General features: G+C 42.0%; 18 protein-coding genes. 11 read left to right on the top strand and 7 right to left on the bottom strand.

The window, feature by feature from the left end:
• Positions 1-56 precede the first annotated feature (56 nt).
• The 5 genes from CUR83_RS11765 to CUR83_RS11750 all read left to right on the top strand — a co-directional run bounded on the left by CUR83_RS11765 (position 57) and on the right by CUR83_RS11750 (position 2,869).
• Positions 57-248: a hypothetical protein gene (locus CUR83_RS11765; RefSeq protein ID WP_284719710.1), complete on the top strand. Its 192-nt coding sequence runs from the start codon at positions 57-59 to the stop codon at positions 246-248.
• Between the two features lie 2 nt (positions 249-250).
• Positions 251-796 (top strand): hypothetical protein, encoded by a 546-nt coding sequence (locus CUR83_RS11760; RefSeq protein ID WP_284719709.1) that lies wholly within the window; start codon positions 251-253, stop codon positions 794-796.
• A gap of 3 nt (positions 797-799) precedes the next feature.
• Complete coding sequence (locus tag CUR83_RS13475) at positions 800-1,048, top strand: ABC-three component system middle component 6 (protein ID WP_425301308.1); 249 nt, start codon at positions 800-802, stop codon at positions 1,046-1,048.
• 160 nt (positions 1,049-1,208) lie between these two features.
• Positions 1,209-2,374, top strand: a protein-coding gene (locus CUR83_RS11755) for an IS3 family transposase (protein ID WP_284719421.1) whose coding sequence is annotated in 2 segments (ribosomal slippage) — positions 1,209-1,467 and positions 1,467-2,374 — 1,167 coding nt in all. Because the reading frame shifts where the segments join, the coding sequence is not laid out codon by codon here.
• A gap of 30 nt (positions 2,375-2,404) precedes the next feature.
• Positions 2,405-2,869 (top strand): hypothetical protein, encoded by a 465-nt coding sequence (locus CUR83_RS11750; protein ID WP_284719708.1) that lies wholly within the window; start codon positions 2,405-2,407, stop codon positions 2,867-2,869.
• Here CUR83_RS11750 and CUR83_RS11745 read toward each other — a convergent pair.
• Positions 2,857-4,022 (bottom strand): IS3 family transposase gene (locus tag CUR83_RS11745; protein ID WP_284719421.1). Its coding sequence is split into 2 segments (ribosomal slippage): positions 2,857-3,764 and positions 3,764-4,022, totalling 1,167 coding nucleotides; the frame shifts between segments, so codons are not numbered across the junction. The two genes, CUR83_RS11750 and CUR83_RS11745, sit on opposite strands and share 13 nt — an antisense overlap.
• 172 nt (positions 4,023-4,194) lie before the next feature.
• Here CUR83_RS11745 and CUR83_RS11740 point away from each other — a divergent pair.
• Positions 4,195-5,277: a DUF2326 domain-containing protein gene (locus CUR83_RS11740; RefSeq protein ID WP_284719707.1), complete on the top strand. Its 1,083-nt coding sequence runs from the start codon at positions 4,195-4,197 to the stop codon at positions 5,275-5,277.
• Here CUR83_RS11740 and CUR83_RS11735 read toward each other — a convergent pair whose 3' ends face one another.
• Together CUR83_RS11735 and CUR83_RS11730 are read right to left on the bottom strand one after the other, a co-directional pair.
• Positions 5,278-5,850, bottom strand: a complete 573-nt coding sequence (locus tag CUR83_RS11735) for an IS630 family transposase (protein WP_156770979.1) — start codon at positions 5,848-5,850, stop codon at positions 5,278-5,280. It abuts the gene before it with no gap.
• Positions 5,798-6,127: an IS630 transposase-related protein gene (locus tag CUR83_RS11730; protein ID WP_071002316.1), complete on the bottom strand. Its 330-nt coding sequence runs from the start codon at positions 6,125-6,127 to the stop codon at positions 5,798-5,800. The genes CUR83_RS11735 and CUR83_RS11730 overlap by 53 nt, the downstream gene beginning before the upstream one ends.
• A gap of 318 nt (positions 6,128-6,445) precedes the next feature.
• Here CUR83_RS11730 and CUR83_RS11725 point away from each other — a divergent pair, with 318 nt between their 5' ends.
• The gene (locus CUR83_RS11725) at positions 6,446-7,750 is read left to right on the top strand and encodes a VWA domain-containing protein (protein WP_284719706.1); all 1,305 of its coding nucleotides are present in this window, start codon (positions 6,446-6,448) and stop codon (positions 7,748-7,750) included.
• Between the two features lie 85 nt (positions 7,751-7,835).
• On the opposite strand, the gene CUR83_RS11720 is transcribed toward CUR83_RS11725, so the two are convergent.
• Positions 7,836-8,732, bottom strand: coding sequence for an ABC transporter substrate-binding protein (locus CUR83_RS11720; RefSeq protein ID WP_284719705.1), 897 nt, complete (start codon positions 8,730-8,732; stop codon positions 7,836-7,838).
• A gap of 813 nt (positions 8,733-9,545) precedes the next feature.
• On the opposite strand from CUR83_RS11720, the gene CUR83_RS11715 reads away from it, so the two are divergent.
• A complete protein-coding gene (locus tag CUR83_RS11715) occupies positions 9,546-9,968 on the top strand; it encodes a YbaN family protein (protein ID WP_284719704.1) in 423 nt (140 codons plus the stop codon).
• Between the two features lie 235 nt (positions 9,969-10,203).
• On the top strand, positions 10,204-10,413 hold the full coding sequence (gene cspE / locus CUR83_RS11710; RefSeq protein ID WP_025644841.1) for a transcription antiterminator/RNA stability regulator CspE: 210 nt from the start codon (positions 10,204-10,206) through the stop codon (positions 10,411-10,413).
• 186 nt (positions 10,414-10,599) lie between these two features.
• On the opposite strand, the gene CUR83_RS11705 is transcribed toward cspE, so the two are convergent.
• Positions 10,600-11,727, bottom strand: coding sequence for a YeiH family protein (locus CUR83_RS11705; RefSeq protein ID WP_284719703.1), 1,128 nt, complete (start codon positions 11,725-11,727; stop codon positions 10,600-10,602).
• Between the two features lie 222 nt (positions 11,728-11,949).
• On the opposite strand from CUR83_RS11705, the gene CUR83_RS11700 reads away from it, so the two are divergent.
• Positions 11,950-12,885 carry a LysR substrate-binding domain-containing protein gene (locus CUR83_RS11700; RefSeq protein WP_212564169.1) on the top strand — a complete coding sequence of 312 codons (936 nt, stop codon included), beginning with the start codon at positions 11,950-11,952 and terminating at the stop codon, positions 12,883-12,885.
• 99 nt (positions 12,886-12,984) lie between these two features.
• Here CUR83_RS11700 and CUR83_RS11695 read toward each other — a convergent pair whose 3' ends face one another.
• Positions 12,985-13,446, bottom strand: a complete 462-nt coding sequence (locus CUR83_RS11695) for a universal stress protein (protein ID WP_058025444.1) — start codon at positions 13,444-13,446, stop codon at positions 12,985-12,987.
• Between the two features lie 158 nt (positions 13,447-13,604).
• Positions 13,605-14,066 (bottom strand): universal stress protein, encoded by a 462-nt coding sequence (locus tag CUR83_RS11690; RefSeq protein ID WP_093069268.1) that lies wholly within the window; start codon positions 14,064-14,066, stop codon positions 13,605-13,607.
• A 520-nt stretch (positions 14,067-14,586) separates the two neighbouring features.
• Here CUR83_RS11690 and CUR83_RS11685 point away from each other — a divergent pair.
• On the top strand, positions 14,587-17,667 hold the full coding sequence (locus CUR83_RS11685; RefSeq protein WP_284719702.1) for an insulinase family protein: 3,081 nt from the start codon (positions 14,587-14,589) through the stop codon (positions 17,665-17,667).
• Positions 17,668-17,672 lie beyond the last annotated feature (5 nt).

Below are 17,672 nucleotides of genomic sequence, written 5' to 3'. Positions count from 1 at the left end.
ATGTCGTTTAATTTAAATTCGAGATTTTGAAAATTTCTCAGATGGACTAAAATATTATGGAATGGATCTTAGACAATTGGCTAGGAATCTTGAGTGTTGTTCTAGGCATACTTGGTTTGGTATTGATTAAGCAATATACGAGTAAAAAGTCTCATCGTGCAGAAATTTCTCGTAATATTAATTCTGGCAAAGGGAGTCAATATAATGCTGGAAGAGATATCAATCTCAATGATACGGATAAAAAATAATTATGTTTGATAGACCTTCAGTCACTAATATAAATTCAGGAGATGGTAATCAGCTTAACGCTGAAAGAGATATAGTTATCAATGAAGTTCCTGAACCAAAAGGTTCTGCTATACAGAATCTTTTAATGAATATTTTAAATATTGAAAAAAGAGAAGATGCTAGTTTGAGTAACGAAGATTATCAGACATATAGCATTGAAAAGAAAATCTCTTATAATGAGATATCTATTTACGATAAATATTATGATGAATTTAAAGATGGATATACGGTTGTAGAGACAAGACTTAGAGACCTAGAAATGAATGGGTTTGCAGATGTTAGACAACTTATAATCAATTATGTATGTAAAAAATATAGGCTATTGAGTTGTCAAAACATTTCTCCTGATGCACTAATCTTTAGCTTAGATACAGAAATTTCTAATGAACTGAGAAGCGTATATACAGGAAAACTTTCTATTGATGAGATCAATCATGTGGACTATGTAATATTTCATGTATTCGCTAAATGTAAAATATTTGATAAACCTCCTATAAATTTCGAGTAAGCAATGCTAATACTTAGTAAAGATAGACCCGATGCATCATTGTATTACCTAGGTTCTACCTTAATCAAGCTAATGGTAGAGTCTAACCTTAGCAATGTGCATTTGAGTTTACTCTATCAGAAATTCAATGAACATAAATCTATACCCTTTAGCAGGTTTATGCTTGTTCTAGACTGGTTATTTATGATTGGAGTTATAACTGGTAACGAGGAAGGAGAGATTACTTATGTATCTGAAAGAATTAGTGATTAGCACTTCCACTAACAGAGTAATAAGAGAAGTATCATTCAAAAAAGGCTTGAATTTAGTAGTAGGCTATAATAATGATACAGGAAGCAGTAACAATCTGAGCTATGCTGAAGAAACCGTACAACTAAACTTGGTAAACTAAGCACAATTATAGGAGTTTACCATGACCAAGAAATTAAGAACCTACAGTAACGAATTTAAAGCTGAAGCTGTCAAGAAGATAGCAGATAATAATGGCAATATCTCAGCTACTGCAAAGCAGTTAGGTATTGCCATGCAAACGCTATCAAACTGGCATAACAAAGCCAATCAAGGCAAGCTTGTTGGCACAGAGCAATATGATCCTGACCTTATGAGTGCTCTTCAAGAAATAAAGCAGCTCAAGCGTCAGCTCAAAGTGGCTGAAGAGGAGCGCGAGATTCTAAAAAAGGCGACCGCGTACTTCGCGAAAAACAGCCCGTAAAGTACGCTTTTATCAAAGACAATCGTCAGATATTTAGCACCACTACTATGTGCCGTGTATTAAGCGTTAAGCCCTCAAGCTACTACGATTGGCTAAGTCGTGACATCAGCGAACAGCAGGTACACCGCAATCAGTGCGAGCTACTAGTTAAAGCCGCTCACAGTGAAATGAAAGAACGTTATGGCGTAGATCGATTGCATGCTCATCTAAGCAAACAAGGCCACAACATTAGCCTGTATATGGTAAGAAGCATCAAAGAGGAACACGGCATCAAATGCCGTCGTCATAAGCGCTTTAAAGTCACTACTGACTCAAACCACAACAAGCTGGTCTATGACAATGTTTTAGATCAGAGGTTTGACGCTAAGCGTCCTAACGAAGCATGGGTCAGCGACATTACCTATATCTGGACTGCTGAGGGCTGGTTATATTTAGCTGGAGTGAAAGATTTATACACCAAAGAGCTTGTCGGCTACGCTATCAATAAGCGCATGACCGCTGATTTAGTATGCCGTGCACTCAATATGGCAATCAAGAACAAACGACCTACTCAAGGACTGATTGTTCATTCAGATAGAGGTAGCCAATATTGTAGCCATGCGTACCATAAGATTATCGAGCAGCATAAGTTTACAGGCTCAATGAGCGGCAAAGGTAATTGCTATGACAACGCACCTATAGAAAGCTTCTGGGGCGTCTTGAAGAATGAACTAGTATATCATCAAGATTATAAAACGAGGTTTGCAGCCATTAGCGATATCATTGGGTATATTGAGCTGTATTATAATCAGACTAGGATTCAAAAGGGCTTGGGCTATCGAGCGCCAAGACAGGTGTGGTTTGACTACTATCGTCAGGCTGCGTAATTAAAATCTCCCAAGTTTGGTTCTACGGATTTGACAGCATGGGTCAATCTAGGAAAGACCACCTTGATGCGATGTATAAATTTTTGTTTAGGTGGTAAGGTTTCCGAATTTTATACGGAAGAAGAGTCGGGAGCAATTGATGTTACTGTAAAAGATTTTTTAACTAAAAATGAAGTTAAGTTTAATTTATCGTTTGTTGAAGATTTCGATAAACCTAGTGAAAGAGATTTTGAACTGTATAGGCAGATTACTTATAATCCTATAAATAATAATCCTATTAAAATAGTAAATTTTGTTCAAAATGAGAAGATGAAAAGCTTTGAAAAATTTTGTTTACAATTAAAAATTAGACTATTTAATAGTGATGTAACTAAACCAACTTTTAGACAGGTTATACCTAAGTTTGTAAGGCGTAGCGATAAGCAAATTTCAAATATGACCCATGCTGTCAAATCCGTAGAACCAAACTTGGGAGATTTTAATTACGCAGCCTGACGATAGTAGTCAAACCACACCTGTCTTGGCGCTCGATAGCCCAAGCCCTTTTGAATCCTAGTCTGATTATAATACAGCTCAATATACCCAATGATATCGCTAATGGCTGCAAACCTCGTTTTATAATCTTGATGATATACTAGTTCATTCTTCAAGACGCCCCAGAAGCTTTCTATAGGTGCGTTGTCATAGCAATTACCTTTGCCGCTCATTGAGCCTGTAAACTTATGCTGCTCGATAATCTTATGGTACGCATGGCTACAATATTGGCTACCTCTATCTGAATGAACAATCAGTCCTTGAGTAGGTCGTTTGTTCTTGATTGCCATATTGAGTGCACGGCATACTAAATCAGCGGTCATGCGCTTATTGATAGCGTAGCCGACAAGCTCTTTGGTGTATAAATCTTTCACTCCAGCTAAATATAACCAGCCCTCAGCAGTCCAGATATAGGTAATGTCGCTGACCCATGCTTCGTTAGGACGCTTAGCGTCAAACCTCTGATCTAAAACATTGTCATAGACCAGCTTGTTGTGGTTTGAGTCAGTAGTGACTTTAAAGCGCTTATGACGACGGCATTTGATGCCGTGTTCCTCTTTGATGCTTCTTACCATATACAGGCTAATGTTGTGGCCTTGTTTGCTTAGATGAGCATGCAATCGATCTACGCCATAACGTTCTTTCATTTCACTGTGAGCGGCTTTAACTAGTAGCTCGCACTGATTGCGGTGTACCTGCTGTTCGCTGATGTCACGACTTAGCCAATCGTAGTAGCTTGAGGGCTTAACGCTTAATACACGGCACATAGTAGTGGTGCTAAATATCTGACGATTGTCTTTGATAAAAGCGTACTTTACGGGCTGTTTTTCGCGAAGTACGCGGTCGCCTTTTTTAGAATCTCGCGCTCCTCTTCAGCCACTTTGAGCTGACGCTTGAGCTGCTTTATTTCTTGAAGAGCACTCATAAGGTCAGGATCATATTGCTCTGTGCCAACAAGCTTGCCTTGATTGGCTTTGTTATGCCAGTTTGATAGCGTTTGCATGGCAATACCTAACTGCTTTGCAGTAGCTGAGATATTGCCATTATTATCTGCTATCTTCTTGACAGCTTCAGCTTTAAATTCGTTACTGTAGGTTCTTAATTTCTTGGTCATGGTAAACTCCTATAATTGTGCTTAGTTTACCAAGTTTAGTTGTACGGTTTCTTCAGCATAGCTCAATATTTTAAAATTTCTTCATCAAGCCACGAGTCAACAAGATTACGAGTTAGTGCATTTTTTTCTATTTGGATTTAACTTACCTGATCTACTTAGCACTAAAGCTGTTATGAACTCTGAATACCAACAAGCAACTAAAAATCTTAAAGCTTTAAACTCTATAATTCCTGAAGGTCTTGAGCAAAGAATAGATTTGCTTAGAGTTAGTGTTAGAGAAAAAGAAGGGTTAAGAGATAGTTTTAAAATTGATGACAAGTTTGAGAAAGATGAAAATGAACTCTTTCTTATACAAGACAGGCTAAATCAAATTAAAGACTCAATCAATAGCGTCGTACTTAAGAAAAATACTTTAATTGAAAGAATCAAAGCAGTTGAAGATAGCTTGTTTAAAGATGATGTTCGAACTATTGAATATATGTATAAAGAAGCAGGGGTTTTAGATATTGATATACAGAAAAAATTCAAACAGACTATAGAGTTTCATAACTCTATGTTATCGAAAGAGATTAGTTATCTAAGAGATAGGGTGGTACGTAAAGATAATGAAAATAAGGCTTTGAATGATGAATATACTTGTATTGCAAGTCAATATAATAATGTTCTTAAAAAGTTGGGAAGTATGGGTTCTTTAAGGGAATATACGGAACTAAATAATGAAATCGAAAGATATAAAATGGATATTTCTAGTATTGAAACACAAATAAATCAATTAAAAAAAGCAACAAAAGATAAAATTAACGCTGAGAAGAATTTAGAAGATCTTTCTTTTAAATTAGAGGAAAGTATAAATACGTTCAAGAGTCTTAATCTCCAAAAATTTAACAGTTATTTCTCTAGGTTTTCAAATGAGTTATATAAAGAAAAATGGTTTGTAACCTTCTCTCCGAATGAAGAAAGAACCTTGTTTAAGTTTAATATTGATTCTTTGACACAGAATACTGGTAGTGGTAAGAAGCAAATGTTAGTAGCCTCTTTTGATATAGCTTATATGGCATATATTCAAGATAAAGATATAAAATTACCTTATCCAAGATTTGCTACTCAAGATAAAGTTGAGATTATTGATATATCTTATTTGGAAAAACTATATGAGATGGTTTTTACGGTCAATGGACAATTAATACTGCCTATTATCGAAGATAAGTTTGATAGTTTTACAAATCCTGAAATTAAAGATGCCATTATTGTATAGTCAGTTCAAAATAAAATTGTTATGGTTAGGACAAACATCATAAAACAACTTGGATAAGTCGTTTTCCAACCAGCCTTGGCGTAGAAACTTTACTTGTGCCCATTTCTTTTCAATAGGGTTCAAATCAGGGCTGTACGGTGGCAGCCATAGAATACGATGACCATGCCTATTCAGTAGCTTTTGAATGCGCTTCTTCTTATGAAATCGAGCGTTATCCATCACAATCACGCATTTGGTTTTAAGACTTGGGATTAGGGTTTGTTTGCACCAGTTGTAGAATATGCTGCTGTTAATGTTGTGCTTAAAGTAATCTAGTGCAAACAGCATCTTTTCATAGAGAGCACCGATAACGTTGGTTCGCTTTTTACCTTGCCAATTGTAGCTATCAATACAAGGTGTACCAATTAATGTGTACCCATGAGAGCGAATAGTCTCGTACTCAAAGCCGCTTTCATCCATGTAAACAATGGGATAGCCTTGTTGTTTAAAGATATCAAGCTTACTGTGATATATCGCTCTTTTAATCGGACAGGCTTTTGGATGTTCTAAGGTCTTTTTTTTGACTGATACCAAGCCGTTTTAGGGCATGATGAATGCCTGTTTTACTACAGTTCAAACGACGTGCTCGCTCATACTGGTAATCGTCGGGATGTTCTTTGACATCATTAAGTAGCACGTCATCTGGTATTTTATAGGGTTTGGTTTGCCTGGTTGTTTTGCTATGAATACGCCGCTTCCAGTTCTGTATGGTGGTTGGGCTCAGATTATAAAACTCAGCCGCCTCGGCAAAGGTCATACCCTCGTCTAAGCTTTTTAGTACTTGCATACGAAAATCTAGTGAGTAAGTCATGGTCTTTATAATAACAATTGAATTTGATAATTAGTTTATAACACTTTTAGGTGGAATTGACTATAGAGCTTCATCAAAATGATAAGTTTTTTAGAATTGAAGAGTTTTCTAGTAATTCCACCAAAGTATGATTAAGATGTTAGTTACAGATTGAAAGTTTAAAGAGTCGGATAGATAATTAATTTTCAATAACTAAAAATTAATTTTTAGCTTGCCTAGAGCGGAAAAACCGTTACCGCATCATGCTGTAACGGTTTTTTAATACCAGTAATTAGTCTATTATCTTTAAAGGAATAACACTCAACGTTAAGGAACACCATGAACCATCTTACCGTCGGACAACGCGCTCCTTTAAGCAACCTTGCTATTGACGAGACCGCACCAATCACGCTCAAATTCACTCGCCAAAGCCCAATCGAGATGGACATCAGCTGCTTTGCCTTAGACGCAGCGGGCAAACTGATCAATGATGATTACATGGTGTTTTATAATCACCCAACCTCACCTTGCGGACAAATCAAGCTCACCCATTACGAGTCGCAGCCAACGGCGAATAAAGGTATCCAAGCCGAATTTGAAGTGAATTTATCCAAACTGTCTGCGAATATAGACAGCTTGTTTTTTGTGTTATCAGCCGACACGCCGCTCAATCAAATTCAATCGTTAGAGATTGGCCTTTGGCAACAATCGCAAAAGGTACAGGCAGCGTATCAAGCAGCAGATTTTGCCCAGCAGCAAGCTAGTATGCTGATGCAGCTGTATCGTAAGGGTGGCGTGTGGCGAGTCTCCAACGTCGTGCAAGGCTTTAATGGTGGACTTGCTGCCATCGTGCAGCATTTTGGCGGTGACGTAGCGGAAGATCATAGTGATACTGTGCCTGCACAAACCATTGCCCCAGCCAAGATCAATACCTCAAAAGTCCCTTTAGAAAAGGTCATACTAGACAAAGCCCCAAAACTGGTGAATCTTGCCAAAAAAGTCACCATCTCGCTTGAGAAACGCCAATTGCAGCAATTAACCGCAAAAGTAGCGTTGGTGCTAGATGCCTCAGGCTCAATGAACAGACAATATAAACAAGGCCGCGTGCAAGAGGTAGTCAATCGCATATTGCCATTGGCAGTGAGCTTCGATGATGACCAAGCACTAGACTGCTGGGCGTTTGCCCGAGATCCGCAGTATTTGGGCGAGATTGGACTGAGCAACTATGATGATTTTATTGACAACGCTCATGGCGGCTGGCGCAAATGGGCACTTGGTCCACGCGTTAATAACGAAGCAGAGGTCATGAAAGCCGTGACGGAGTTTTATCAAAAAGACGGCTTAGATGTGCCTATCTACGTGCTATTTATCAGTGATGGCGGGGTGAATGACAATCGCGGTATTACAAGAGTTATGACGGAAGCGGCGAAACTGCCGATATTTTGGCAGTTTGTGGGCTTGGGTGGTCGTGGTTATGGCATTCTAAAAAAACTAGACGACATGGCAGGGCGCGTGGTTGATAATTGCGACTTTTTTGAACTCGATGATTTGGATGACATTAGCGAAGAAGCCTTGTATGAAAATATGCTAGAAGAGTTCCCAAGCTGGCTTAAAGAAGCCAAGCAACTTGGTATCGTGCAGTAGTAATCTAATTATTCTATCATCACCAAATAAAAAACCGCCACAGTAAAACGATGGCGGTTTTTTATTACTCAAACTATTTTAACGCCTACAGCACCCACAGCGATTGATACTGCTCATCGGTTAAGGTCACAATATCGATCTCGGTCAGCATCTCGCGTAGCTCTTGCCATTTACTTAAATCAGGTGTGATCGGTGTAATCAATCTGCCTAACGTATTATCAATGATGGCATCCATCAGCGCGTCCGCCTCAGTTTTACTATAGTTGTAATACATATGGTGGGCAGTCTCTGGATCATTTTTACACAGCTCCGTCATCTGATTGGTCACTTGGATAAAGGTATCTATCGCGTCTTTTTTCGCGTTATAGATCTCATCAGTTGTGAGGATTTCTAACGCCGAAAAATTCGGATAAGGTGACAGGTGCTGATCGATAAACGTAAAGTCTAGGCCTTCATGAGTTGCTTCAACGCCTTCAAAGTTATAAAAGCACAGCCAAGCGCCATCAAGGCTTGGGTCTTCTTGCAGGTTTTTTATATGGTAAAAGTCCTTTTGCACAAAGGTCACATTATCACGGCTGATACTAAAGCCGTTTTTCTTGGCATAGCGGGCTAATATCTCAAAGCCAATGCGATTGGTTTTTCCTTCAGCCGCTGGGGTACAAATGTGAATCGGCTGATTGTTCTTGAGCTTATCCATACTGGACTGCTGCATCAATATGCCGCCATCGGTCTCAAAAAAGGAGCCAAGCGCACGCAGATTCGGCGCGTAATGCTCAAACAGATGAATCGGCTCATTTATATGCAGATCGATACTTTGGTTTTGCAATTCAGCAAAGCCATCATAGTGGTCATCAGGCTCAATGATAGTGATATCTAGCCCTGCCTGCTCATATGCGCCTGTGGTCACACCCGCGATAAAGGGCAGGTGATCAGGGTTTAAAAACCATTCGAGGGTAAGGGTCAATTTGGTGGTCGGCTGCATGGTTGTTTCCTTTTTAATGATAGAAAACAATCAGACTGATGCTGTTTAAATAAAACAAAAAAGGCAAAACAAGAAAGGCAAACTCTCAAAGTCAGCTACGCCATCACCATGAACGTATGGCCAAAAGATTCATTAAAAAGTGTCACGCTTGTTTCCTACGTCAGTGCTAACTGCTTCAGGTTCACGGGTGTGTCTCAGCGATGGTTTTAACAATCGTTACAAGGTTAAAAGCAAAGCACCCCGACAAGATTGAGTGGTGCTGCATTAGTTTTGATCAGTACTGCTAATGACTATTATTGATGGCTACTGCATTATCATATAGTGAAACCATTATAAAAATGGTATAGCAAGATTAAACGCTATTTTTCGCAGCCTCTGGAGACGCAGTCACAGCAAGCAAGAAAAGTAGCATTTAATCGAGCGCGTTTCCTATGCTGCATCAATTTTATTGAGGTTCTACTATAGACGACTTGTAAGCGGTGATGCAAGCGTATCAGGAATGACAATGAAAGGTGATGACTGACGCTCGTTAACCGCCCTTTATAACAGTTCTCATTTGTGACGGCTTTTTATAAGCGCTTTCAATCTTATAAGCGCTTGCAATCGACGTGTTAGTAGAAGAGCGCAGTATTTGTCATTGGTACTTACCCAATCACTAACCAAACATACCGATTGATAGCAAAACCCTCATAAAAATAGTCTTGTAGCCTGTCTCCTGATACGGCATCCTTAGTGAGTTCTATCAGCCGCCGTCTTTGTCATAAATTTGCCGGCCAAAACCTGACTATCTGACACTATCCAACGACATTCTTTATGAGCCAAAAAAAGCACTTCTACTACCGCCCAAAGACCAATCAGCACCACAGCCCAACGGTGCGTTGGACATTTGTCATATTAGGCTGGTTGTTTTTTGTGCTGGGTCTCATCGGCATCTTGCTACCCGTGATGCCGACTGCGCCTTTTATACTACTTGCAGCAGGCTGCTGGGCGCGTAGCTCTAAGCGCTTTCATTTTTGGCTAATCAATCACAAATACTTCGGCAAATACGTCCGCGATTGGGAAGAAAATCATGCCGTGCCGCTTTATGCCAAGGTTTTGGCAACGGTCATGATGGCCGCGTCAACTATTATGTTGTTTTATCGTCTGCCCGCTGATATGACATGGGCGGCATGGCTGGTAGCACTGGTCTGTAGCGGGGTTGCCGTCTATTTGTTTCGTCTGCCAAATGCCAAATAAAGTCGCCAATATATAGGGCAATAGTTAAGTCCAGTTACATAAAACCTGAGATAAGGCTTGCGATACTAGGATGTTCCCCCTATAATACTTTCAAGCTTAAGAGCAGTTCTGCACCAAATCATTACCTCGTAGTATTAGTTATAATCCTTCGTTTTAATATTTATCGTTCAGTAGCTATTTGCAAGCGTTATCGGTCTGTTAGACCACAAATAAATTAAATATCAGGGTTATGACTATGTCAGACGTTCAAAAAGGTACAGTTAAGTGGTTCAACGAAGCTAAAGGTTTTGGTTTCATCGCTCCAGAAAACGGCGCAGACGTTTTCGCTCATTACAGCGAAATCTCAGGCTCAGGTTTCAAAACTTTGGCTGAAGGCCAAGAAGTTGAGTTCACTGTAACTCAAGGCCAAAAAGGCCCACAAGCACATAACATCGTTGCTATCTAATTTGTCTTTTATAGATAAATAGAGCAGGATAAAAAAACGAGCCTTTGGGTTCGTTTTTTTTCGTCTGCAATCATAGGTTGTAGGTTATAAGATTATAAATAGTTGTCGTCTATGATGGCTATCATCGCTTATACAGACGAGCAATAAAAAAGGCCAACGACTTCACTATCGTTGGCCTTTCTAGTTTTAGGCAAATGAGCTGATAGCGATATTGATAACCCCGCCGCCGAGCAGCAACCAAGCAAACATCACTGCTCCTAAAATCAGCGGCTTGACGCCAGCTTGTTTGATAGCGCTCATATGTGTGGTTAAGCCTAACGCAAACATCGCCATCGTCAGCATCACATCATCTAACATCACCATACTTTGCTCGATACTTTTAGACATTGGTATCCAAGTATGCAGCAGCACGATTAAGATAAAAATAAACGCAAACCATGGCACTTTGACTTGCTTGACGCGGGTCATAAATGACGCTGCCTCGTTTTTACTGTCCTCATCGTCTATAACGGCATTATCTACGGGGCGATCTTTGGTTAGCGCAAATGAGAGCATAAGTAAGAAAGGCGCGAGCATCATAACGCGTATCATTTTGGTCACGACAGCGGTATCGCCAATCTCAGTATTGATTGCATTGCCTGCGACCACGACTTGCGCCACCTCATGTACGGTTGAGCCCGTGTACACGCCATACTGCTCGGCACTGAGCCAAGGCCGTAACCAACCAAGCTGATATAAAAAAGGGTAGAGCAGCATCGCAATAGTACCAAATACCACGACCGTTGCCACAGCGATGGTGACTTTGTGGGCTTGCGCGTTGACCACTGGCTCTGCGGCGATGACGGCAGCAGCACCGCAAATACTTGCGCCTGAGCCAATCAAAATCACCGTTTCTTTATCGACTTTTAACCATCTAGTACCTAGCCAATAGGTCAGTAGAAAGGTCGACGTCAATACGAGTGCATCGGTCATAATCGCTGGCATACCAACGCTCGCAACTTGCGTCATAGTCAGCTTAAATCCATAAAACATAATCGCGAGGCGTAAAATCTGACCCTTAGCAAAGCAAACACCGCCGTTTAGACGCTCAGTGAACTTGGGATAAATGGTATTACCCAATATCATACCCAGCAAGATGGCGAGCGTTAAAGAGGATAAGCCAACGATACGCCCGTTTGACCACATATTCAAACTCGTGTTTAACCATAAGCAAAACAAACCACCGATCAGTACCACAGCCAAACCAGCCAAGTGGCGTTGGCTTGGAATGTATTTACTCACTGAGCGACTGACTGATTTGGCTAGTGTATGCATAAGAGGCATATCCTATTACTGATATTAAAATAAGCATAAGCTTATGAGTAGACAGTATAAGCTGACTATATTTATAATAAAAACAGATTAATAAGATATAAACTATCGATATTTTAGGTTAGTGTTTACGGTAGAAATAGATATACCGCGCATGAGTAGCAAAAAAAGACATGTATAGCGAATAAGACAGGCTAAAAAATGACATAAGGCATCATCAATAACATGAAAAAATCTGTACAGACATTGCCAAAGATTACACTTAAGCAGCTCGCTGTTTTTGTCAGTATTTACCAGACAGGTAGCACCAGCCGTGCCAGTGAAGAGATGCATTTATCACAGTCGGCAGTCAGCAGTGCGCTGACAGAGCTTGAGTCTAGATTACAGATGCCATTGTTTGAGCGCGTCGGTCGCAGGCTTAATCAGCATCCCAATGCCCATCCTATTTATATACAGGCACAGGCTATCTTGGGGCAATCGCTCACGCTTGAACATTATCACCAATATCAGGCGGGGCAGATACATATCGGGGCGAGTACCACGATTGGCAATTACGTGCTGCCATCATTGCTTGGTAAGTTATATGAGGCGCTACCAGATGCCAATGTCGATATGTATATTGCCAATACTCAGGAGGTGGTGAGTGAGGTTGAGCAGCTCAATATCGATATTGCTTTAGTAGAAGGGATGCCGCGTCCGATAGACATGAAAGCCATTGAGCAGCGCGAATGGCGAACGGATACGCTGATGATATTTGCCAAACGTGATAGTAAATGGTTAAAGAACGTCGCTACCTATAGCCAAGATGAGGGCTGCTATCAGCTGACTATTAATCAGCTAGCACAGTTGCCGCTACTCGTACGTGAGGCAGGGTCGGGCACACGGCAGATTATCGATGAGCAGTTGCTAAAGTATCTACCCAATGCAGAAGTGGTAAAGGCCATACACCAATCAGAAGCCATCAAACATATGGTGAGTGCAGACATTGGTCTTGGCTGCCTATCGCAGCATGTGATTGAGACAGGATTGGCAACAGGTGAGCTGGTGCAAGTAAGCGTTGCAGGAATCGATCTGTCGCGGACATGGTGGCTGGTATGGCACAAAGCCCGTCATCAAAGCCCCATTTGGCAGACGTTTATAGATATTATCCAACAAGATTAACTGAGATAATGTCAAAATGTGAGGAATAAAAAAGCGCCGTATCAATCATGATAGGGCGCTTTTTGTTAACTGATAATTCCATATAGCCAAAGCAAATTGCTACGTCGAAACTGGTTTATCAAGCCTTACTACAAAGCTGTCGCAAGGCACGTTAGGCAAGATATTATCTGCTGTCGCGCCACTGATCCATGCGGCAATGCCCGTGCGCTTATGGCGACCAATTACCAACAGATCGACGTCGTGTTTATGACAGTAGCTGACAATACCTTCACTGCTAGAGATAGCGGTAGTGACTTCTGACGTTGCCGCATTGAGCTGGTTGCGTTCAAGGAATTGTGCCAGTTTTGCCCGTGCTTCTTGGCAGCGTTCGTCATCAATTTCATCATAAAGACTTGACGCAGGTACCAGCTCATAGCCGAAGCCCACCATGGTATCTTTGACAATATGCAGCACAGACAACTTAGAACCGGGACGGTTTTCAACGATGCGCTTGGCCTTTTGCGCGACGATATCCGCATCAGAGAGTAAGTCGGTGACCAGTAAAATATGTTCGTAACTCATAACGTCTTCCTCATGTCAGATAGTATTTACTATAGCACTACTATAGAGCGCTGTTAAGTAATGCTTGTCTATCTCTGAGACATAGACTTTGATATAGAACAACACCCGAGTGCAATGCTAACAAATAACAGGTTAACTCGAATGATGAGCCAGACCCCTTATTCTGATACTGGCTCATCAAGCTTGACGACTAGGCTGTCGCAAGGGACGTTTGGCAAGATACTATCGGCTGTTGCACCGACTAACAAAGCGGCGATACCGTGACGTTCATGGCGTCCAATGATGAGTAAGTCGACCTTTTTTTCATGACAGTAGTCAACAATACCTTTACTGTTAGAAATGGCAGCTGTCACCTCAGAGTTGACTGCTTCTAGCTCGTTGCACTCCAGAAACTGCGCCAGCTTAGCACGCGCTTTTTGCCATTTTTCATTATGGACATCGCCTGATAGGCTAGAGGAAGGTACTAATTCATACCCAAAGCGCACCATATCGTCTTCCACAATATGCAGGACAGACAGTCTGGCCTTAGGAGAGCCTGCGAGTATACGTTTGGTTTTTAGAGCAACCTTGTCTGCATCGGATAATAAGTCAGTAACCAGTAAAACGTGTTGGTAGCTCATGAGGTGCTCCTAGCTCCTATTGGTAGCGAACTTCATGGTATAGTCGAACCACTATTAAAGTGTTACAGCGTTAGACTCGTTTAGCCTACTACTGTAGTACTTGCACTCGTCTGCCTTGTACCACTTTTAATATTGATTGACTATAGCAGTGCAAACGGTCTCTGTTAAGCGATATGATCATCATTTGAATGTGGCTTTTGTTGGAATTGTGTTGGGTTGTTTGAAAGAGTGGCGAGCATTTCACGATATATTATTGCCCATGTGCTGACTTGACTTATCAACGACCAAACCCCACTAATAGCGCTAAGCCAATTCTTTTTTAGCCAATATAGTCACTATAAATACCTGCATAATTGAGTTCAGAAGCCAGTATTGGGTTTTAGCATTCAGTTTTTTCAGAAATTGTAAGTCAAAATGTTTTAATAGCCATTTTTACGACTGATAGTTCAATAATTTTTACCACTCTATTTACCCTGATAGTCAGGGCACACGATACGCATTGTAAGCGATAAGGATAACTATGACTGATACTCCATTTACTGCTGATCTCACGTTGCATCCAGCATTTGAGCTGATTGAGCATCGCCATATTGAGGCGCTATCGATGGATGTGCTGATCAGTCAGCATGTGAAGACAGGCGCGATGCATTATCATTTAGCGCACCCAAGCGATGAAAATGCGTTTTTAGTAGGTTTTCGTACTCAGCCGATGGACTCAAAAGGCGAGGCGCATATTTTGGAGCACGTCGCATTGTGTGGCTCTAAGAAATTCCCAGTACGTGACCCGTTCTTTTCAATGATCAAGCGCTCATTAAACACGTTTATGAATGCGATGACCGCAGCCGATTGGACGGCGTATCCGTATGCCACGCAAAACAAAAACGACTATTTTAATTTGCTTGCTGTGTACCTTGATGCGTCGTTTTTTCCCAATATTCATCCGCTTGATTTTGCGCAAGAAGGCATCCGCGTAGAGCTGGACGAAAACGATAAGCCACAGTTTAAAGGTATCGTCTTTAACGAGATGAAGGGCGCGATGAGTGGTGAGATTGATCAGCTTTATCATACAGTTGCGCATCATCTATTCCCAACGACGACTTATCACTACAATTCAGGTGGCGATCCTGCTCAGATTCCTGACTTAACGCATACTGAGCTGACAGCTTTTCATGAGAGTCACTATCACCCATCGAATAGTGTCATCATGAGTTTTGGTAATATTCCTGTTGCTGAGACGCAAGCGAAAATACACGAAGATGCTTTGATTCAATTCGAAGCAGGTAAAAAACACGTATCGCGTCCAGAGCAGCGTTTGTCTGCACCTATTAGTGCAATTGACACGTACACTGCTGATGAAGCCGGTCCAGATCAGACCCATCACGTGGTCGCTTGGTTGTTGCCGTCGATCACTGATCCTAAGCAGCGTTTGGCGCTGCGTTTGCTCGAAGGCGTACTGATTGAGCATTCAGGCTCGCCACTACGTGCTTATTTGGACAGCCATCCACTGGGCAAAGCGCCAAGTCCGCTATTAGGGCTGGATGACAGCCATTATGAAATGGTCTTTTATACGGGACTGCGCGGCTCTAACCCAGAGCATGCCGAAGCGGTCGAGCAAGGCATTATTGACTTGCTGACTGAGGTGGCAAACTCGCCAGTTGATGACGAAACGATCGAAACCATTCTGCATCAGATTGAAATTGATCAGCGCCATATTGGCGGTGATAGCATTCCTTATGGTCTAAACCTGATGTTAGAGGGCTTTAGTACTGCCATTCATGATGGTAACCCTATCGATGTGTGGGAAGTGGATGAGCATCTACAGTGGTTGCGCGAGCAAGTGGTCGATCCGCAGTGGCTACCGAACTTAATCAAAACGCATCTGCTGGACAATCAGCACCGTGTGCGCGTGACCATGACGCCAGATAGCGAAAAATCAGCGCGCCTTGCTGCAGCAGAGCAAGTGCGTTTAGATACCATCGCGATGGACTTGAGCGCTGATGACAAAGACATCTTGCACAAGCAAGCATTAGATCTGGCCGCACGCCAAGCCGCGCCTGATGATTTGAGTTTATTGCCAAAGGTAGGTCTAGAAGACGTACCAACAGATATTAGCTTTAAAGAAGGCGTGCAAAAACAAGTACGTTTAAGCGGACAAGACAGTACCCTATTTGAGTACGAAGCAGGTACTAACGGTATCTATTACTATCAAGTCATTGTGCCGTTGACTGAGGCAATTGGTAACAGCAGCGTCGCTGAGCTGCCAGTCAATGATGTGATTAATCATCCATTGTTGCCTATCTATCTGAGCTTGCTGTCTGAGCTGGGCACAGACTCGCTCAGCGCCCATGAGATGCAGGCCAAGCAAGCCGCGCATTCTTCGGGTGTGACCGCTCGTATCAGCCAGCGTACCCACGTGGATGATAGTCAATCGATTAGCAGCTATTTTGTCGTGGCAACGCGCGCGCTCAACCGCAAACCTGAAGCGATTGATTTGCTCAAAGAGGTGATGGAGCATAGCATCTTTACTGAGCATGGCCGTATCAAAGAAATCTTGCAGCAGCGTCAAGCCAGCTGGCAATCTAATTTGGCAGGTTCTGGTCACTCATATGCAATGCAAACCGCCAGTCGCGGTATGAGTCGTCAAGCGCAGCTAGAATATGTGCGTAGTGGTTTACCAGCACTAAACGCACTAAAAGCGTTCTTGGGTCATGCCAGTACTGATGATGCACAGTGGGATCAATTAGCGACCAGTTTGATGGACTTGCATCAACGTTTGATCAGCTTACCTAAGCATGCCATCATCATTTGTGAAGCCGAGCAAACGGAACGCTTGAGTGGCCTCATCGTCAATAGTTGGAAAGATAGCCAAGCACTACAAGCTGCTGAGAATGTAATCAACACTGAAGCTAACATTCCAAGTGAGTTTGCAAATCTGCATATAGATACTGCGTTAAATGGTGAGACTAATGCAGTCAAGGTATTAGAGAGTGGCGACGATGTTAAAAACGATGTGCTCGATGTTGCAGATCTAGCATGGCTGGTGCCAACCAACGTTTACCATAATGCCAGCGCTTATACGGTACCAGCGGCTGACCATCCTGATACTGCCGCACTCATGGTATTAGCGCCTTACCTACGTAATGGCTATTTGCACAGTGCCATTCGTGAGCGCGGCGGTGCTTATGGCGGCGGTGCGGGCTATGATGCCAATGCTTGCGCCTTTAAATTTTTTAGTTACCGCGATCCGCAGTGCGCTGAAACCTTTGAGCATTTTGAGGCCAGTATTGAGTGGATCTTAAACGAGCCACAAAACGATGAGCAATTAGAAGAGGCCATTTTGGGTATTATATCCGGTATGGATAAACCGGGCTCGCCTGCAGGGGAGGCGATCAAAGCGTGCTTTGCCAACTTGCATCATCGCGGTGCTGACTGGCAACGTAAAATGCGCGCCGCTATCCTAGCCGTGACTATCGATGACTTGCAGCGTGTTGCCAAGCAATATCTGCAAGGTCAAAACCATGTACGTGCCGTGTTAGCACCTTATGATAAAGAAGAGACGGTGAAAGGTCTTGGTTTTGAAGTATGTAGAATTAAGAGCTAAGACAA

This window comes from Psychrobacter pocilloporae (genome assembly GCF_029872915.1).
Classification (GTDB): domain Bacteria; phylum Pseudomonadota; class Gammaproteobacteria; order Pseudomonadales; family Moraxellaceae; genus Psychrobacter; species Psychrobacter pacificensis.
The sequence above is the reverse complement of the archived record's forward strand: the minus strand, read 5'-3'. Positions and strand labels throughout refer to the sequence as shown.

Bases quoted from the DNA above. Each gene is read 5' to 3' on its own strand.
- CUR83_RS11765 (WP_284719710.1), top strand. From the start codon at position 57: ATGGAATGGATCTTAGACAATTGGCTAGGAATCTTGAGTGTTGTTCTA.
- CUR83_RS11760 (WP_284719709.1), top strand. From the start codon at position 251: ATGTTTGATAGACCTTCAGTCACTAATATAAATTCAGGAGATGGTAAT.
- CUR83_RS13475 (WP_425301308.1), top strand. From the start codon at position 800: ATGCTAATACTTAGTAAAGATAGACCCGATGCATCATTGTATTACCTA.
- CUR83_RS11740 (WP_284719707.1), top strand. From the start codon at position 4,195: ATGAACTCTGAATACCAACAAGCAACTAAAAATCTTAAAGCTTTAAAC.
- CUR83_RS11730 (WP_071002316.1), bottom strand. From the start codon at position 6,127: ATGACTTACTCACTAGATTTTCGTATGCAAGTACTAAAAAGCTTAGAC.
- CUR83_RS11725 (WP_284719706.1), top strand. From the start codon at position 6,446: ATGAACCATCTTACCGTCGGACAACGCGCTCCTTTAAGCAACCTTGCT.
- CUR83_RS11720 (WP_284719705.1), bottom strand. From the start codon at position 8,732: ATGCAGCCGACCACCAAATTGACCCTTACCCTCGAATGGTTTTTAAAC.
- CUR83_RS11715 (WP_284719704.1), top strand. From the start codon at position 9,546: ATGAGCCAAAAAAAGCACTTCTACTACCGCCCAAAGACCAATCAGCAC.
- cspE (WP_025644841.1), top strand. From the start codon at position 10,204: ATGTCAGACGTTCAAAAAGGTACAGTTAAGTGGTTCAACGAAGCTAAA.
- CUR83_RS11705 (WP_284719703.1), bottom strand. From the start codon at position 11,727: ATGCATACACTAGCCAAATCAGTCAGTCGCTCAGTGAGTAAATACATT.
- CUR83_RS11700 (WP_212564169.1), top strand. From the start codon at position 11,950: ATGAAAAAATCTGTACAGACATTGCCAAAGATTACACTTAAGCAGCTC.
- CUR83_RS11695 (WP_058025444.1), bottom strand. From the start codon at position 13,446: ATGAGTTACGAACATATTTTACTGGTCACCGACTTACTCTCTGATGCG.
- CUR83_RS11690 (WP_093069268.1), bottom strand. From the start codon at position 14,066: ATGAGCTACCAACACGTTTTACTGGTTACTGACTTATTATCCGATGCA.
- CUR83_RS11685 (WP_284719702.1), top strand. From the start codon at position 14,587: ATGACTGATACTCCATTTACTGCTGATCTCACGTTGCATCCAGCATTT.